Annotated in this window: 16 protein-coding genes; 4 read left to right on the plus strand and 12 right to left on the minus strand. The window is 54.6% G+C overall.

Annotated features, from left to right (window positions below; translation table 11 throughout):
• Positions 1-12 precede the first annotated feature (12 nt).
• The 3 genes from ACR0AD_RS14160 to ACR0AD_RS14170 are packed head-to-tail and all read right to left on the minus strand — an operon-like array spanning position 13 to position 2,749.
• A complete protein-coding gene (locus ACR0AD_RS14160) occupies positions 13-1,110 on the minus strand; it encodes an ABC transporter ATP-binding protein (RefSeq protein WP_480483511.1) in 1,098 nt (365 codons plus the stop codon).
• Positions 1,107-1,895 carry an ABC transporter permease gene (locus ACR0AD_RS14165; RefSeq protein ID WP_480483513.1) on the minus strand — a complete coding sequence of 263 codons (789 nt, stop codon included), beginning with the start codon at positions 1,893-1,895 and terminating at the stop codon, positions 1,107-1,109. The genes ACR0AD_RS14160 and ACR0AD_RS14165 overlap by 4 nt, the downstream gene beginning before the upstream one ends.
• Positions 1,892-2,749, minus strand: a complete 858-nt coding sequence (locus ACR0AD_RS14170) for an ABC transporter permease (protein WP_480483515.1) — start codon at positions 2,747-2,749, stop codon at positions 1,892-1,894. The genes ACR0AD_RS14165 and ACR0AD_RS14170 overlap by 4 nt, the downstream gene beginning before the upstream one ends.
• A 130-nt stretch (positions 2,750-2,879) precedes the next feature.
• On the opposite strand from ACR0AD_RS14170, the gene ACR0AD_RS14175 reads away from it, so the two are divergent.
• The 4 genes from ACR0AD_RS14175 (at position 2,880) to ACR0AD_RS14190 (ending at position 5,613) form a co-directional block, all read left to right on the plus strand.
• Positions 2,880-3,518 carry a TetR family transcriptional regulator C-terminal domain-containing protein gene (locus ACR0AD_RS14175; protein ID WP_480483517.1) on the plus strand — a complete coding sequence of 213 codons (639 nt, stop codon included), beginning with the start codon at positions 2,880-2,882 and terminating at the stop codon, positions 3,516-3,518.
• A 407-nt stretch (positions 3,519-3,925) separates the two neighbouring features.
• Positions 3,926-4,318, plus strand: coding sequence for a COG4315 family predicted lipoprotein (locus tag ACR0AD_RS14180; RefSeq protein ID WP_480483519.1), 393 nt, complete (start codon positions 3,926-3,928; stop codon positions 4,316-4,318).
• Positions 4,319-4,360: 42 nt separating this feature from the next.
• The gene (locus tag ACR0AD_RS14185) at positions 4,361-4,870 is read left to right on the plus strand and encodes an RNA polymerase sigma factor (protein ID WP_480483522.1); all 510 of its coding nucleotides are present in this window, start codon (positions 4,361-4,363) and stop codon (positions 4,868-4,870) included.
• A complete protein-coding gene (locus tag ACR0AD_RS14190) occupies positions 4,867-5,613 on the plus strand; it encodes an anti-sigma factor family protein (protein WP_480487986.1) in 747 nt (248 codons plus the stop codon). The genes ACR0AD_RS14185 and ACR0AD_RS14190 overlap by 4 nt, the downstream gene beginning before the upstream one ends.
• Positions 5,614-5,668: 55 nt before the next feature.
• Here the strand turns inward: ACR0AD_RS14190 and ACR0AD_RS14195 are convergent, their stop codons facing one another.
• The 9 genes from ACR0AD_RS14195 to ACR0AD_RS14235 form a co-directional block, all read right to left on the minus strand.
• The gene (locus ACR0AD_RS14195; protein WP_480483526.1) at positions 5,669-7,609 is read right to left on the minus strand and encodes a vWA domain-containing protein; all 1,941 of its coding nucleotides are present in this window, start codon (positions 7,607-7,609) and stop codon (positions 5,669-5,671) included.
• Positions 7,610-7,622: 13 nt separating this feature from the next.
• Positions 7,623-8,954 carry a serine/threonine-protein kinase gene (locus ACR0AD_RS14200; protein ID WP_480487984.1) on the minus strand — a complete coding sequence of 444 codons (1,332 nt, stop codon included), beginning with the start codon at positions 8,952-8,954 and terminating at the stop codon, positions 7,623-7,625.
• A 286-nt stretch (positions 8,955-9,240) separates the two neighbouring features.
• On the minus strand, positions 9,241-10,875 hold the full coding sequence (locus ACR0AD_RS14205) for a formylglycine-generating enzyme family protein (protein ID WP_480483530.1): 1,635 nt from the start codon (positions 10,873-10,875) through the stop codon (positions 9,241-9,243).
• Complete coding sequence (locus ACR0AD_RS14210; protein ID WP_480487982.1) at positions 10,868-12,058, minus strand: ABC transporter permease family protein; 1,191 nt, start codon at positions 12,056-12,058, stop codon at positions 10,868-10,870. Before ACR0AD_RS14210 ends, ACR0AD_RS14205 begins: the two co-directional genes overlap by 8 nt.
• A complete protein-coding gene (locus ACR0AD_RS14215; RefSeq protein WP_480487980.1) occupies positions 12,058-12,789 on the minus strand; it encodes an ATP-binding cassette domain-containing protein in 732 nt (243 codons plus the stop codon). The genes ACR0AD_RS14210 and ACR0AD_RS14215 overlap by 1 nt, the downstream gene beginning before the upstream one ends.
• Complete coding sequence (locus tag ACR0AD_RS14220) at positions 12,770-14,032, minus strand: trypsin-like peptidase domain-containing protein (RefSeq protein ID WP_480487979.1); 1,263 nt, start codon at positions 14,030-14,032, stop codon at positions 12,770-12,772. Before ACR0AD_RS14220 ends, ACR0AD_RS14215 begins: the two co-directional genes overlap by 20 nt.
• Positions 14,029-15,123 (minus strand): serine/threonine protein kinase, encoded by a 1,095-nt coding sequence (locus tag ACR0AD_RS14225; RefSeq protein ID WP_480487977.1) that lies wholly within the window; start codon positions 15,121-15,123, stop codon positions 14,029-14,031. The genes ACR0AD_RS14220 and ACR0AD_RS14225 overlap by 4 nt, the downstream gene beginning before the upstream one ends.
• An 8-nt stretch (positions 15,124-15,131) precedes the next feature.
• Positions 15,132-16,322 (minus strand): PP2C family protein-serine/threonine phosphatase, encoded by a 1,191-nt coding sequence (locus ACR0AD_RS14230; protein WP_480487976.1) that lies wholly within the window; start codon positions 16,320-16,322, stop codon positions 15,132-15,134.
• A 5-nt stretch (positions 16,323-16,327) separates the two neighbouring features.
• A complete protein-coding gene (locus ACR0AD_RS14235) occupies positions 16,328-16,942 on the minus strand; it encodes an FHA domain-containing protein (protein ID WP_480483542.1) in 615 nt (204 codons plus the stop codon).
• Positions 16,943-16,974: the final 32 nt, after the last annotated feature.

The raw sequence follows: 16,974 nt of genomic DNA on the forward strand, positions 1-16,974 counted from the left end.
CCTCCCTCTGTTTTATTCCGAGATCGTACCAAGATCGATCACGCTAGCCGCCTGAAGCCCCAGCCAAACGACATCGCCGCGTTTAAAGTCGACCGTGTGGAAATAGTTCGGAACCGAGACCGAGATTGGTTTCTCGGCCCCAGCCACCTGAATGTGGTAGTGAATATTCTCACCGTAGAAGGCGACGTTGCTGACAGTGCCCTGAACCGTTGATGGGTAGTCTTCTGGACGGTCCTCAGCAATCTCCAACTGTTCCGGTCGAATACCGATGTTCATGTTTCTGGCGCTGGTCGCCACATTGGGGTTTCTCTCGATTTCCATCCGCCCGAAGGCAGCCGCATCGATTGACAACATGTCACCGCTTTCGCTCAGTAACCGGGCCGGCAATATGTTCATCTCACCGATGAAGCTGGCCACTTGTTGATCACAGGGACGGGCATAAAGCGTCGTTGGCGTGTCAACTTGTTTGAGTTGTCCGTTGAACATCACGCCGATACGGTCGGACATGGTCATAGCCTCGTACTGGTCATGCGTGACCATCACAAAGGTAATGCCAAGCGACTGTTGCAGATTGCGCATTTCAAACTGCATCTGTTCACGCAGCTTCTTGTCAAGCGCTGACAAGGGTTCATCCAAAAGCAACACCTTTGGCCGCATGATCAGCGCGCGGGCAAGCGCCACCCTTTGACGCTGCCCGCCCGACAACTCGCTTGCGCCGCGATCCTGAAGACCACCCAGTTCGACCATTTCCAAAGCTTCGGCGACGCGCTGGTCGATCTCGGCCTTGGGCGCTTTGCCCCGCAACCCGTAGGCTACGTTGTTCCCGACATTGAGGTGTGGGAAGATTGCGTAGCTTTGGAAGACCATGTTCGTCGGGCGGTTGTTGGCCGGCACTCCTTCCATATCCTGACCGTCAATCAGCACCTTCCCCCTGGTGGGTTCCTGAAAGCCCGCGATCATGCGTAAAACCGTGGTCTTGCCACACCCTGAAGGACCGAGGAGCGAAAAGAACTCACCCTCTCTGAGGTCAAGGTTTATTCCGCTCGCGGCCACAAATGTTCCGTAGCGCTTTTCGACGTCCCTGAGCTCTATGATGTTTCTGTGTGTCATCGGACCTCTGATGCGGATGAACGGCGGCGGAAGTATTCGGCCAGAACCAGAAGCAGAACCGAAGTCAGCAGCAGGATCGACCCCAGCGCCAACACATTTGGAAGCTTGGCGGGGAAACGGATCTGGCTCCAGATGTAAACCGGCAGGGTTGGCTGGTTGCCGGACAGGAAAAAGGCAAGGACGAACTCATCGAAACTGACGGTGAATGTGACCAAAACACTGGCTACGATACCGGGGGCGACGACCGGCAGCGTCACGCGGCGGAAGGTTTCGAACACACCGACGCCCAGATCGTAAGATGCTTCCTCCAGTGATGCGTCGAAGTCATCAAAGGCTGATTTCAAGATCGAGACAGAGAACGGCAGCGCGAGAAACGTGTGGCCCAGAATGACGGTCAGCAATGACGGCTTGAGACCAAGAAACAGAAACAGGACCAGCATTGAAGAGGCGACGATAATACCTGGGATCACCAAAGGCAGCATCACCAGACCTTCTGCCGCGCGTTGACCCCGAAAACGGTACCGAACGAAGGCACGGGCGGCGAACAATCCCATGGCGGTCGACAGAAGGGCAACAACAGTGCCGACAGCAAGCGAATTCCAAAGCGCCTGGATCAACGTGTCCTGCTCGCCCAGCTTCCGATACCAGTCCAGTGTCCAGCCCTTAATCGGGAACGCAACGATTGTGCCGCTGTTGAAAGAGAACAAAGGCAGGAACAAAACCGGCAGGTACAGAAACAGCAGATACACGAACGCATAGGCTGTCAGGGTCGTAGGACGTCTCATCTGATCCGCCTCCCCAGCCGTGTGGCGGACATGACAAACACGATGGCCGCAAAGCCCACCGACAGCATTGCGATTAACGATAGCGTAGCCCCAAGTGGCCAGTTGTTGGCGGCCCCGAACTGCACCTGAATAAGATTGGCGATCATCTTCCCATCTGAACCACCAACCAGAGCCGGGGTCACATAATCACCGACTGTAGGGATGAAGATGATCAGGCAAGCAGCAATGATACCTGGGATCGTCAGCGGCAGCGTCACCCGCATAAAACGTTGAAAGGGGCTGTTCCCAAGATCTGTTGCAGCCTCAAGAAGGCTCGGATCGATCTTTTGCAGTGAGACATAGATCGGCAGGATCGCAAATGGTGCCCAGGCATGAGCGAGCGTCAGCACGACTGCGAATTCGTTGTAGAGCAGGAAGTCGAGAGGTTCGCTGATCAAACCCAGCGCAAGAAGCGCAGAGTTCATCACTCCATTGAACCCCAGAATGAGCTTCCAGGCAAATACGCGCAGCAAATAGCTGGACCAAAACGGTATGGTGATCAGTAATAACCAGATGGTCTTTTTCTGGGCCTTCATCGCGATAAAATACGCGATGGGATAGGCCAGCGCGACGGTGACTATGGTCACCGCTCCGGCAATCCAGATCGACCGAAGCATCAGGTGTCGGACCAGCGGATCCGCAAACGCATCGCTGTAATTCTTCAGCGTCGGTGTCTTGTCGAGCGTCACATAGGTTTGGGTCCAGAATGAATAGGCAATCAGGATCACCAATGGCGCCGCGACCAGAAAGCCCACGTAAGCCGTGGCTGGCGCGCTAAGGGTATATCCCCGGGACGCTTCGCTGCGAAAGATCACCCAACCTCCCTTCCCGCAATTCACGAGTCACTAATGGACGATCGTCCATTAAATGTTGCGCCAGAATGGCCTTTCGTGTCAATATTCCTGTGAGCTACCTCTATGAGACATTCACAAACGGTTGGTACCATTGAATAAAGCGCAAAGCGTCAAGGAACAAAAACGCGGTTCAAAGCGGGATCCGGAAGCCAATAAACAGCTACTGATCGACGCGACTCTGGACACGATTGCCGATATTGGGGTGACCGATACCTCGGTCAGCCGAATCTGCGAGCGCTCCGGTCTGTCACGCGGAATGATCCATTTGCATTTCGGGGGTAAGGACAATTTACTGACCGCAGCCGCCCAGCATTTCAGCACCGAGTATTATGCCGAGATGGACAGAAGGACAGATCTGGGCCCGAGCGCAAGACCCGAAGACCGTGTTATGGCAGTGATTGAGGCCGACCTGTCAGAAGCACTGCTCAATCCCCGCAGTACTAAAATCTGGCATGCGTTTCGGGGTATCGCAAGCTCTCATCCAGGTATCGCCCGTTACAGCAGCACTCAGGATGACAAACTTGTCGAAACCTTGCGGTCCGCGTTCACAGAGATAGCCTCGGAAAACAGAGGCGACCCGAACCTGGTAGATGACGCAACCAGCGGAACGCTGGCCTTGCTGGAGGGGATGTGGGTGAACTACCTAACCGATATGCAGGGATTTTCACGCCGCCGCTCTGTCAACCTTGTTCGAAGGTTTTTATGCGGACTTTTCCCCGGAAAATTCTAGGTCTAAGCCTAGGCGGCGTCCCAATTCAAATTGGATAGCTCGGAGACAGAAGTTTCTGAGAGATAATTGTTCCGGGCGCATGCAATCAGCTCGCCTGTGCTTTCGTTTTGCAAGATTTGCGATAGCCGTGCCAACACTTAATTGTCCTTACTTCAGATACTGACAGGTGACGAAGCACCCTGCCCCTCGGGCCCTAACGCGCTTGTCCCACTTGTCGAACAGATACAGGTTTTTCGTACCCAAACTGGATATGCGTGACCTTTCCCATAGGCGTGGACTCTGGCTTTACCATCAAAACAATGCCCACACGCCGCCGAAAAAATGTTTCACTTTGGGGAATTTTTTCCAGGTGCCTTCGTAGTTGTATTGTCTGCCATTCGGCAGACCTGAAACAGTCGGAGAATACAATGTCCCTAAAGTCCCTTACTTTTTCTGGTGTCGCGCTGGTTGCGACTGCAACCGGTTCATTTGCGGATGGTCACACCGGTGCGCCAGCCGTAACTGGCAAGCTCAACGGAGAAACCTTCCTTATGGATGCGCACAAGATGACTCTCTATACCTTTGACAAGGACGAAACAGGCGTTTCGAATTGCTATGATGACTGTGCCACCAAATGGCCGCCGCTGATGGGTGATGCCAACATGGAACTGAAAAAAGGCTACAGCCTGATCGAACGCATGGATGGCAGCGTTCAGATCGCCTACAAAGGAAAGCCGCTTTATCTATGGTTCAAAGACGAAAACCCTGGGGACATGACAGGGGACGGTGTAAAAGGTGTTTGGCATATCGCACGCCCCTGAACCTTGGTGCCGGGGGAAGGTTTCCTCTCCCGGCTTACGTACATGCTTCAGTCATTTGAAAACCAGCTTGAAAACTGCCTCCCCGATCTTTGGCGTTATGCCTGGTCGCTGACCCGTGATCCGGATGCGGCGGATGATCTGGTGCAGGATTGTGTTGAACGCGCCCTTCGCAAACGATTGCTATGGCTTCCGGGACGGCCGTTGAAACCATGGCTCACTAAAATATTGTTGAACCTCTACCGGGACAGGTGGCGTCGAGAGACCAAATTCAACACTGTCGATCTCGACAACATTTCGACGCTGGCAGCTACGACAAGCACGGCCGAAGAACGGTTGGAACTCAAGGCTGTCTGGAAGGCGCTGGATTCTGTTCCCCAAGATCAGCGAGAAGCCCTTCTTTCTGTTGTGATTGGTGGGTTAAGCTATGACGAAGCGGCCACAACTTTGTCCATTCCAAAGGGTACGCTGATGTCGCGGATCTCGCGCGCGCGTACTAAAATCAAATCTGAAATGGACGCTTCGACCGCCGTGAAGATCAGGAGCGTGAAATGACGCACACCCCATCCATCGAAGACCTGGTTCAGCGTAGCATAGACGGTGAGTTGTCACCGGAAGAGAGCGAACGCCTTGACCGTCACCTTGCCCGTCACCCGGACGATGCAGCGCGCGTTCGTGCAATGCAGCGTCAATCTGATCTGATAAACAAGGCGGTCCCTGTACCTTCTGCGGCACATCTTCGAAGTCTGCGGAAACAGGCCACGCCACCCTCGCCAGTCTCTTTGAGGCTGGTTGCTTCGGTCGCGGTTTTTACAGTCGGATTCGGCTTGGGATCTTATTTGCAACCTTGGAACAGTGGAACAACCGACGATCTGGCATTGTTTTCGCAACACGCAAAGGCGGCGCATTCTTTATTCGCCGTTGAGGTTCTTCACCCTGTAGAAGTCGCCGCTGCGGAAAAAGACCACTTGCAAACCTGGCTCTCCAATCGTCTGGGCTCTGCCATTATCGCGCCGCAACTTGGGGAAACCGGGTTTTCCCTGATTGGAGGACGCCTTTTGCCCGCAGGAGACCAAGCCTCAGCTTTATTTATGTACGAGAATGCAGAGGGTGATCGGTTAAGTTTGATGGCCACGCATGGCGACACAACTCAAACTCAATCATTTCGGTTTCGACAAGAGGACGGGTATCTTGTCGTCTTCTGGCAGGACGGACCCTGGCAGTATACGTTGGTCGGGGACCAGAAACGTGACCCGATGGAACACATCGCCCGCCTGGCGCATGGTCAAATGATCTAGAAACCGCTTTCGACGGCTTGGCTCGCGCAGAAGATTTGCGACAACACCTTTGGGGTTATGGCAGATCATCCAGCAACATCGGGTACAGCAAGTTTCCTGCCTGCGGCCCGGCCCCAAGGTAATCAACCCATTGATCGGTCGACTCGTTGTACCGCCGGTACCGTTCGATCTTGTCATATAGCCCGTTGACGATGGTTTGCTGCTCTGAAATCGGAAGGCGCACCCAATCATCTTCAGTAATAGTCATGATCTGAGACTTATAGGGCAGGTCAGACAGGTATTCGTCCAACGCCACAGCTTCGGCAAGGCTGGGGTCTGATTGGCGTGATACCTGATCAGGTCTGCGGCTCATGTCTGCGGCAACTCCAAGAACCTGTGCAAAGAACTGATCAGGGTTCACGACGTTCCGCTCGGCCTGGTCGACAATGATCCGCAACGCTTCTTCCAGGTTACTCAGATCCGCCTTCGAGATGAGCAATCTGATAGACAAAGGTTTCAATCCTGGTCGATCAAAATCCCGATCCGCCACATAAGCTTCAAACAAGTCGGGCGCTCGCGCGCCTTCTGTTTTTCCAAGGTAGGCCAGTTGCATAGTCCGGCTTGCTGTACTCAGGCCGGAAAACCTGTTGTCACCTTTGTCAGCAATGGCGTCTTCGTCCAAAATCTCGTCGCCGCCGCTGCGACGATAAGAAGACGTATGCTTTGCCACAATCCCACCCAACGTGCGTGCGGTTTCCTTATAGACGTCTGGGTCACCGTTCTCGATCGGGAAATACAAGGGAGCAGAATTCGGAAAGGCGGTCAGTTGCTTATAAGCCGCTTCAGCCGAAGGGTGGTCTTTGGCACCTCGCGCGGTACGCAGATGCATGACGGCCATCGCACCACCTATGCGCTCACGGACAATCCTGTTCAGACTTTCGGCGCTCAACCCTGTGGCAGAATACTGATCATCGAATTCGCGTGGACCTGCATCTGTAACCAGTACGATAAACCGTCCCCCAAAGTCGCTCCAGTCCATGCCTTCCAATGCGTATTCAATACCGCGATAGCTGTCTTCGCGAAAATTCTTACTGCTGGATTCCGCTTCTTGCATCTGATCGATGCCACTCAGGAAGTTGTCAACGTTAAGGCCCTGCTGAAGATCCACGAATGTCCGAACGTCATACCCAAGGCCCGGAGCTGCCTCGAGGCTGTCGCGATAGCCAACAAGCCCGAAACTGATCGCGTCTGCTGCCGCTGATCCTGCGGCCTCTCGATAAACCTCTTGCAGTGCTGCACGGGTAGCGCGGATATACGGCTCCATCGATATCGTAGTGTCCACGACAAAGACCACTGCTGTTTTTAAGTCGCCCGAATTCTGACTACCCGATGGCGCCGGGCGGTTCGGGGCGTTGGCACTGGCAACGGCCACTTGCAGCAGATTTACGAACGGTCCGATGTCGAACACAGCCTCTTCCGTTGCCAGGATTGGCATTACATAAAGGTTTTGACGCTGATCAATCGTTTCGCGCGGGCCTAAGGCGATCACGCTTTCTGACGGTTCGCCGCCCTGCTCAGCTGCCAGCGCTTCATCTCTGGCGTTTTTTGCAAGACCGGCGGGGTTTTCGCTTTCGATGATGTCATAGATCGGGTCGATATCATTAAAAAACAAAACGCGTCCGACATTGTCACTGCCTTCCAACGTTGCAACAATGTTCTGATTCCAGGGAATAGCCGCCCCTTCCGGAATCCACATAAGATCGTCGCCTTGATCGCTCGCTCCGATTTGCATCCAGTCGCCGTCACGAGCATAGACAAAAAACACCTGTAATGGAGAAAGAGACGCCGCGGAACTTTCGCTGTCTGGCTCGGGCCTCGCGTCGATCCGCTCACGGATCAGAACCCTTTGATACAGGCTTTCTTTGCCTTCGATTGGAAGCGGAGATCTTGATTGCGCCGTAGCCGGACCGACCATAGAGGCCAACAAGGCAACTAGGGAAATAACTCGTATCAACATCTTCTTCACCTCCTCACTCAGCCAATCGATCCAAAGCCTGACGCGCCGTGTCCGACCCAAGATCAGCTGCGCGCTGATAATAACGCCGTGCTGCCGACGGGTCAGGGCGCGGGAAAGGCGATGTAACGGTGCTGTGCGTTTTAGGATCATACATCTCAGCAATCAGGATATTGGCTGATGCCCGATCCTGTTGGGACAACTCCTGATCGTTGCTGATCGCAATCAGCGCGCCCAAAGCGGCATCCAGATTCTGTGCCCCGCCCACAGCCAAGAGGTCTCGTGCGGCTGTCAGTGGGTTATCGGCAGCAACGGCCTCCTGCGCAATCCCGACAGACTCATTGACCTTGGCTGACGAACCACCAGCTCCTGACAGAAAATACCATGCACCTCCAGCAATTGCGATCAGAGCGACGATACCCGCCGCAATCAAAGGTAGTTTGCTGCCCCCACCCTGGTCGGGCGCGGCAGTCGGCTGACGGGGTACAGCCGCCGAAGTCGGTGCTGCCTTGGCACCGCTCATTGCTGTGCGAAACAAGCCAGGCAGGTCACTGGGACGGTCTTTGGGGTTGGCTTTCAGCAGGTGTTCCAAAACAGATTTCAGACCGGGCGCAACCTTTGGATCGGTTATCTTGATGTCCACCTTTCGGTCTTCAACCGCGGCAAAACCTTTACCTTCACCTGGCAACTCGAGCCCGGTCGTACGCATCAACACAAGACCCAATGCGTAGGCATCGGTCGCGGCTGAAACACTATTGCCAAACAAACCCAACTGTTCTGGAGCACAATAGCGCAGCTTGCCTGCAAAACTGTCGCCGATTATCGATTTGTCGGTTCCGATGCTGTCAGATGCCAAACCGAAATCTATGAACTTCGCTTGATTAATGTCTTCATGCGAGATCATCACATTGTCGGGTGCAACATCTCGATGAACGATGCCCAGTTTATGGATTGCCTCCAGCCCCTGCGCCAGTCGCAACCCCAATTTTAGAACGTCATCGGACGAAAGTCGCGCGCCCTTTTTCAGATAATGCGACAGAGGATGACCCGGTACAAATTCCATGACCAGAAACAAGCGCCCGTCCTTATCCAGCATGGAGGTTTCGAACCGGACCACCGCCTCGCTACGGACAGTTCGCAGCAAATTCGCTTCGCGCCGGAACAGGTCAACCGCTTTTTGGTTCTTGGCAAAGCTAGGTGTCATTACTTTGATTGCCACTTCGTGACCGCTGGCCCGGTTCAAACCCCGGAATGTGGCACCCATACCACCTTCACCCAACAGAGACTTGATCTCGTAGGTATCCTGAAGGACGCTGCCGGGTCGAAGCCCAAGTACAGAATGTTCCATAGCTTATGTTACCTCCGGCTCTTCAAACTGATCGCGCTGTGTTTGGAAAAGGTGCGGATATCCATGATTTGAAAACAGATGCCAGCAAAAACAAGCGAAGCGGTAATCCCGAACACCACAGTCAGAAAGGCTGCAATGATGGTCGTTGTATCCGGCCCCAGCGGAGATAGCCGCAACATCGTAATTGCTGTGAAACAGAAAAAGACAATGGATAGACAAGTCGTTATCCAGACCAGTACTTCAAGCGATTTGTTCAATACATCCCGCATAGTTCAACCTTTCCAATTCATTCTTCGACAAACGACAAAGCAACTGCCTGAAAGTCGTTCGCAATCTGATCCAAATCCGAATAGCCAGCTACGCTTCGCGCACCGATATGATCCTGAACCATAGCAAGGCAAGTCGCGCGCTCGCGACCCCGCTCTGCTTCTGTCGGATAGATGAAATCGATCTGCTTGCGCAGCAAAACAGGTGAATACTGATCGACCAACCCTTCGATCAGGTTGGCATATTCGACAATATCAGCCTTGGCCTTGGCCTCAAGTTCGGCCAGCTTGGCCGCAGCGTCCTCTTTGGCAGCAAGCACTTCGTCAAGGAAAGACTGGTCCCCGCTTGCCCGCGCTTCCGCCTCCAGCGCATCCAGCTCAGGTGCAATTGTCAGTGATGAAATCAGCGCATTTAGATAACGTCGAATGCCCTGCCCGCAGACAAGTACACCCGAGGTCAGGATAAGGCGGATCGACTGGTCGCGTTGCGCGTTACGTTCCACACGCCCCCTGTTCAAGGTATCCTTGATCACCGCCAATTGAGTTTTGGTCCGATCCGACAACGTCTCGGCCGATATCTCATCCAGAAGGTCCATCGCCTCTTGTTCGCTGGCCGCTACAGCAAGACCTTCGTCCGGGCGTGCCAATTGGTCCAGTCCATCTTTCAGAGCCTGGTCCTGATCAGCCGAAGTAATGGCCAAGCCCTGCAACACAAGACGTGTGCCGGTAAACCGGTCCGCTGAAGAGGTATTGGACAAAATGTCAAACGGCGGCACTTCGAACCGGGTCGAAGAAGTGATGTCCGCCAAGGGTGTGCGTGCATCACCCCCCCGTTTCACAAATCCTCCGGCCTGTCCGTGCAATCGGCCGTGACGGACCAAAGCAAATGGATCGCCAACGATTTCGGCCGCATTGCCCAGCATGTCATGCAGACCCAAAGGGTTGGGGCGCAACGAACCTATAACCTGTAATTTACCGCCCGCCGACGCTGTTCCACCATGTGCTATGAATTCGTCCTGCGGCGTCCCTTCCGGAATCGGGGGCAAGGGCGCCCGGAACAGAGCTTGATCAACGGCCAACCCACCGCGGGCAGAGTATTCCCACTCTTCTTCAGTCGGCAATCGCAGATACCCACGTGTTTCACCGACACGCGGTAACGTATCCGGGGCGTTCTGCATCAACCATAGCGTATAGGCCTCAGCAAAGCGCTGATAGTCGAGCTTTGATTGTGCGACGGCAGGAACAAACTCGCGTCGGCGGGGTTCCTTTTCGGAACATTGACCAGCCATGACCACATCCCATTGTGCCTGTGCCAACTCGTATTTGGCCATGTAGAAGTAGCCCTTGGCCGCACCATCTTCATCCGCGAACGCACCAGATACAAACGCCCGGCGAAGACCGTTCAGATAGGGCTGCTCGCTTCCTTCCTGACCAAGTACAACCGAAACATCGCCAATCACGCCGTCAGTATTAGGAGTTGCGATCTTTCGAAACGTCATCGCTCCGCCGCACGGCATTGGCAGAGTCAAATCTCCCTCGGCGGGTTGCGGATTAAAATATTTCTCGCGCCAAGTGATGTCCTGCGCCTGTGCGGTTGAAGTCAAGCTGAAAAGGCCGATCAGAGTGGCAATCATACTCAGAGGAAGTCTAGGCATGGGTCAAAACCTCCTGTGGTTCAACATTGCGAACGGCAAATACCGCCCAGGCCGCTGCCGTGACAGCTGTCACAGCGCCCAGACCCAGAGTGGCCAGAATGTCACCGGGGTAAAGGCGCGCAATGGCCTCTCCGGGCGCCGTTTCGAAGCTGGCATTGATGGCAAGCAGAAAAGGCAGGATGATAACCAAGGTCGCAATCACACCACCCAGTACAAGCGTCAGGCTTTGCACAACGGGAATGACGCACCGCTGACGATCGGGCATCGTCAACATGGAAAACAAACTGAAGATGACGCGTTGACGCTCGACCATACCACGAAGGTTGGCTGACATTGCAGCCCAAAACCCGAACATCGCCAATGCCGCTACGGCCGTGAAAAGGATGTTTAAATTCCGGCGAAATGACAGCAACAGCGCTGCGTTTTCAGCCCTTGGACGAGATTGCAAACCGATATCCGCCAAATAAGCGGAAAGGGTTGCGATATCTTCGAGAGACCTGGCATACAGGCGATAGCTGGCAAAGCTGTCAGGTTCCGGAACCGGGTCCGTCCAGTTACCAGGTGTCGCGGACAGGTCATCCCGGAACCGCTCAACTGCCAGCAAGTCGGGAACCGACAGGAAGATTGCGGGCCGCGGCCAGATCTCAGGCGATAGCACACCGATAACCGTCAGGTCGCGCCGCGCGTTCTCGCGCTGCCCGTCGACCTCGCGCCCGATAATCATGTCCAGTGTATCACCTGCGGAAACCGAAAGATCACTTGCCAGCGTGTCTGATATCCAGATCCGGCCGGGACCGACGGCCTCGCCCTTGACCAAGGGGTCACCCGCAGATGACGGGATCAATGGCACCGCCCGCTCCAGTTTCCGCTGCGCCTCATTCCGAACAGCGTTTGCGGATGTGTTGATTGAGCGTGTTGCAGGAACAACAAAACCTACATCTTGCCGCGCACTCAAACCTGCAAAGAAGGCAGCATCATGCTGCCCCGCACCGATGGCCAGGATTTCACGGTTCGACGGATCTTCGATCAGACGCCCGACCATTGTGCCGATGACCCCATTCTTGAGCGCAAGTATGATCAGCAGAGGTCCAAGAACACCAGCCAAGGCAGCGACAAAACATAAAGCCGATTGCCAGTCGTGCTTTAACTCCCTGAGGGCCAGTTTGGTTGGTATTTTCAACATCATGCCACCTTGGCCGCTACACGACCCGCTGTGGAAAAGATGGAATAGGACTGCCCCTGATGATCCAGAAGCCGATGATCAGCCCGAGGCGTTTGCGCAAACTCACCGGTCTGCGCCTGATGGCTGGCCAACACGACAGCAGACCCGGCCTCTGCCGCAAGATGCACGATCAAGCCCTCGACCTCGGCGACATTCGCGGGATCCAATGCCGACACCGGCTCATCCAGCAGCAACAGGGCCGGTCGACCCAACAAAGCCCGCGCAACGGATACTCGCTGTCGTTGACCAACAGATAACTGACCCGGCTTTCGCGCCCCATAGTCACCCAGGCCCATCGACCGGATAAGATGGTCCTGCCATTCTGCATCGGGTTCCTGACCCGCAACGCGCACGGGCAGTTCGATGTTTTCGAGCAATGTCAGATATGGAACCAGTGTGTTTGTTTGAAGTACAAATCCCAGCTTGTCCGGCCCCGCAAAATCCGCACGAGGCGTATCCGGCGTCACCGTAACGCCAGCTATCTCGTGGTGCGTATCCGGCAATGCAGTCAACGGAAGCGCCCCCGCGATCAACCCCAGAGCGGTACTTTTACCCGCCCCGCTGACAGCATCCAGAACAATGGTCTCACCTGCCCTCAGGTCCAGTTCTTCGATCACAACAAAGAAACTCGGCGCTCGTTCTATACCAAGGTTCCGGATTGACAGGACGGTATCAGGGTCGTTTGAGGACAAGCGCTATCCCTCCCAGTTCAACCCTCGACGTGGTGTTGATCTGCACCGGCTCGTTTGGCTTGAGGCGCCGCCCGTCAACCTTGGTCCCATTCGAAGACCCAAGATCTGTCAGCATCATCTTGCGCCCCTGCAGAGAGAGGCTTGCATGACGGCGGCTCAAATTGCGATCAGTGACTGTCAATGTGTTCTCGCTGGCACGCCCGATGGTGACACCGGATTGCAACTGCCGAGCACTGAACTGCGCAGAATGACCCGCCATGCCCACGGCAAGAATAGACCGCCCAGAGGATTTGGAAGACGCAGCCGACCGCTCGGGTTTAAAATCAGCCTTACCGCGACTTTGCGAGACGACATAGTACATCCCACCGATCACCACAGCGCCTCCACCGCACAATACAGCAAGGATGATCAGAAGGTTGCTGTCTGACGTACCACCGGAAACGACAGTTGGATTGTCAGGATCACAACCTGCCTTGTGACGCGTGAACGGGACATTGCTGTCTTGCAGGAAACCGGCGATGGAATTGGCGGATGGTGCAAAGAACGTGCCGTTAGCAGGAGTTTCACCATCCGAATTCAACATGACACCGGCGGTGTTGATCCCCAAAACCGAACCGCAGAAATCGATCATCGGCCCGCCGGAGTTTCCGGGGTTGATTGCTGCAGTGTGCTGAACAATTTCTTGCGTACCACGATTCCGCTGCGTTTTTCCGGGTGAAACTTTGCTGACGGCCCCTTGTGTCAATGTGGTCTCAAAAAAGGCCAGCTCGTTTCCGCTGTCATTGGATACGTCTGAAGTGCCAGGAAAACCGACTGCGGCAACCTGCTCGCCTTTGTTGATTGTCCCAACACGCACCGCCAGAACGTTGGGTTTGTGATCAAAGGATTCCTGCGGTGTGATCTTCAGGATAGCCATGTCCTTTTCAAAGGAATCGTATGCGACCTGAACGCCGTATTTGTAGATCCGGTCGCCTTTCTTGAAGCCAACAAACGCGCTGACGCCACCTTCGATCACGTGGTGATTGGTCAGAAAATAATACCCGCCTCCACCCGGCAAAGGCGCAAGCACAAAGCCAGACCCGGTTCCCCATCCGCCATCGTATTGGACAACCACACGCCCAACCGCACCATCAGCCACCGTAACGACTTCGGATTGGATCTGCGCGCATGCTGCTGACACGCCGAAAGCAGCCGACCAAACAACTGAGAAAAACAATGCACGAAGGGCGATCACAACATTCACATCAAAGTTCCATACGCAATTACGGCCACAGCAACGACCAGAATAAACATCAACACCATTAGCGATGCCTTATACCCAGCACGTCCACCGCGCTTATGTTGAGGCGTTCGACCGTCCTGTGGTCGCTTTGGTTTCGGGTCAGGTGGTTCATGTTTCTCGACAGGGTGACGCAAATCGATACCTGAAATCCGGGCATAGTCTCGCGCAGTCTGAATTCGGTCTCGGGGCAACAGCTGACACCCCATGTCGATCGCATTGAGCAGAACGTCATCATATTGGGCCTGCACACGGTTGCGGATCAGATTCTGACGCACGGGCACATAAGGATCACGACCAGTGGCCCGCTTGTCTTTCCAGCGTTCTTCCGCATTTGGCGGCAGGCTTTGCGACACCATTTCGTAAAGAATAACGGACAATGCGAACAGATCGCTCCACGGTCCTTCGTGAACTCCGCCTGCCAACCCGGTTTTTTCGGGCGGAAACTGCTCGATCGCGGCGTATTTCCGTGTGAACATAGAGGCCAACCCGCTGGACTTGCCCATCAGTCGCGCTGCTCCGAAGTCAATCAGGATCGGCTGCCCATCCTTTCGGATCATGACATTCGCAGGCTTCATGTCGCGATGTACTATCCCAACCTTGTGAACCGCATCCAATGCACCAAGCATTGATTGGAGAAACTTTTTTACGAGGTCCTGAGGTACGGAGCCACGTGCCTCGATCATACGGGTCATCATCCGGTCCAACGGATCGCCGTGGATGTATTCCATCACGCAATAGGCTGTACCATGCTTGCGAAAAGCTGCCCGAACACGCATCAATCCCTGCTGCTGCGGGAGATCGCGCAACATGTTAGCTTCCTGTAAAAACGCCTCGAGCCCCATGTGAAAAAGCTGACGCCCTTCGCTTGTAGGAACGACTGCGTTCTTGGGTCCGCGACTGGCGTAATCCGCTGGGAAGTACTCCTTGATTGCAAATCTTTCGCCTGATTCCCGGTTGCGCGATTGATATGTGATGCCAAAGCCCCCTTGCCCAAGCACGTCCCCCAGGACATAGCCGGCAAAGGTTTCTCCCCTTGGCAAATGAGCGGACACGGGCGGCGCTACTCCTGAACTACTGAATCAATGGACGGCTTCTCATCCTGATTGGTCACATCCTCAGTGGGCTGGTCACCAGACGCTTCAGGCGCGTCTGACGGAAGGGTTTCTTCACCAGACGCTTCCGGATCAGCCACCGGTTCCTGAGTTTCCGATTCCTCGGGGGCGGGGCTATCACCACCTTCAACAGGTGTTTCCGGTGAAACTGGATCGGTGACCGAGCTGTCTCCGATACTGCGTTCTTCCTGTTCTGCAGGAACGGGCTCGGGCTTTGGCGCCGGATCAGTCTCCGCTGCCTTCTTGTCACCGAAACTCAGCGCACCAATAGTGGCCCCAATGGCTAAAGCCCCAAGTCCGATTGCAATATACTTCAGTGTTTTCTTTCGATTGTCAGCGGGTGTGAACGCCCACTGGCTGCCCCGCAACATGCTGCTCATGCCTTCCTGAACATGAGCATAAACCACAACAGTCGTATTATCCTGTTTCGGTTTGCCTTTCGCCTCGACGGCATTCAGCAGATCCGAGGCCACACCACGCATGTCGCGACTTTTACCGCTTTGCAACACGCCGGTGATCTCGGCTTGCGACAACGTATCAAGCCCGTCAGAACATACCAGTACGACATCACCGGGTTTCAGGTTGATCGCGTTGATATCCGTCAGTGAAATCCGATCTCCCATCAAGGCAGAGCGCAGTGCGTTGCGACGCGGATGGTTGTCAGCCTCGTCCTGAGTGATTTGACCAGACGCAACCATCTGCAAAAGCTCGCCGTAAAGCGAGTGATCAGCGTTTAGCTTTTTCAGCCGTCCGTCGCGTAGTAGAAACAAGCTGCTGTCTCCGACGGACAACCAGACCAAACGGTCACCCAGTTTCAGGGCGGCAACAAGTGTACACCCCATGCCCTTTAGATCCGGTTGGCTGCCAATCTTGTGACGCAGAGCTTCATTGGCCGCGATCAATGACTCCTGCAACCGGTCTCGAGGACGAGGGGCGTTCGAGCCTTCGATGAAATGGGATTTGAAGGTTGACAACGCCATGTTCGCGGCCACTTCACCACCAGCGTGCCCCCCCATCCCGTCGGCGACCAGCATGAGGATATCTGATTTGGGGTCACGTTCATTCTGGAATACGATGTCAAACGCATCTTCCTGGTTCTCGCGCTGGCCCAGGCTTTGCTTGCCGCTGATAATTGTCATCTGAATTAGTCTTCAGAGGATTGGGCCAGTTCCGACCAGTCAAAATCCTCGTTACAGAAAGCAACAAAACGCACATGAGTCTGCTTGGACAATTCAATCAAAGCATAGTTCTCAAGCGGCATTGTCGTGGCGACGATCTGCCCGTTGATCCGACTGATATTGCGGCCTGTTCCGGGGGCTGCAAAGAATACCCGATTGGCGTCGTCAAAAATGATACGCAGATGATCCTTACCAGAAATCAACTTGTCACCAAAATCCAGTGACACACGCTCTCCTCCCTCGCGTCCCAGCGTGTTCATACCTGAACCCAGGTTTACAGACTGTCCCAGTCCGGGGCCCTTCACCACGACCAACCACCCTGTAATGGGATCAATCATTGGATCAAATTCGGCTTTTCCGGAAAAGCTCTTGGACATACCTCCGTGGTAGATCTGCGTCTTGTCAGATTCTACATATTCGGTCGGGGCTTCGCTGTAGGATGATCCGCCGATTGCATGTGTCGGTTCATTGTTCGAAGGGGCAAGGCTTTCGGTAAAACCGTCATCTCCTTCTATGTCCAGATCGTTCAACTCTTCGTCATCCTTATCGAACAACCAGCTAGTCTTGTTATCGTTACCCATTTTCATCACCTTTCCTGTTCAGATGATCTGGC

This window comes from Ruegeria sp. BH8 (assembly GCF_056538065.1).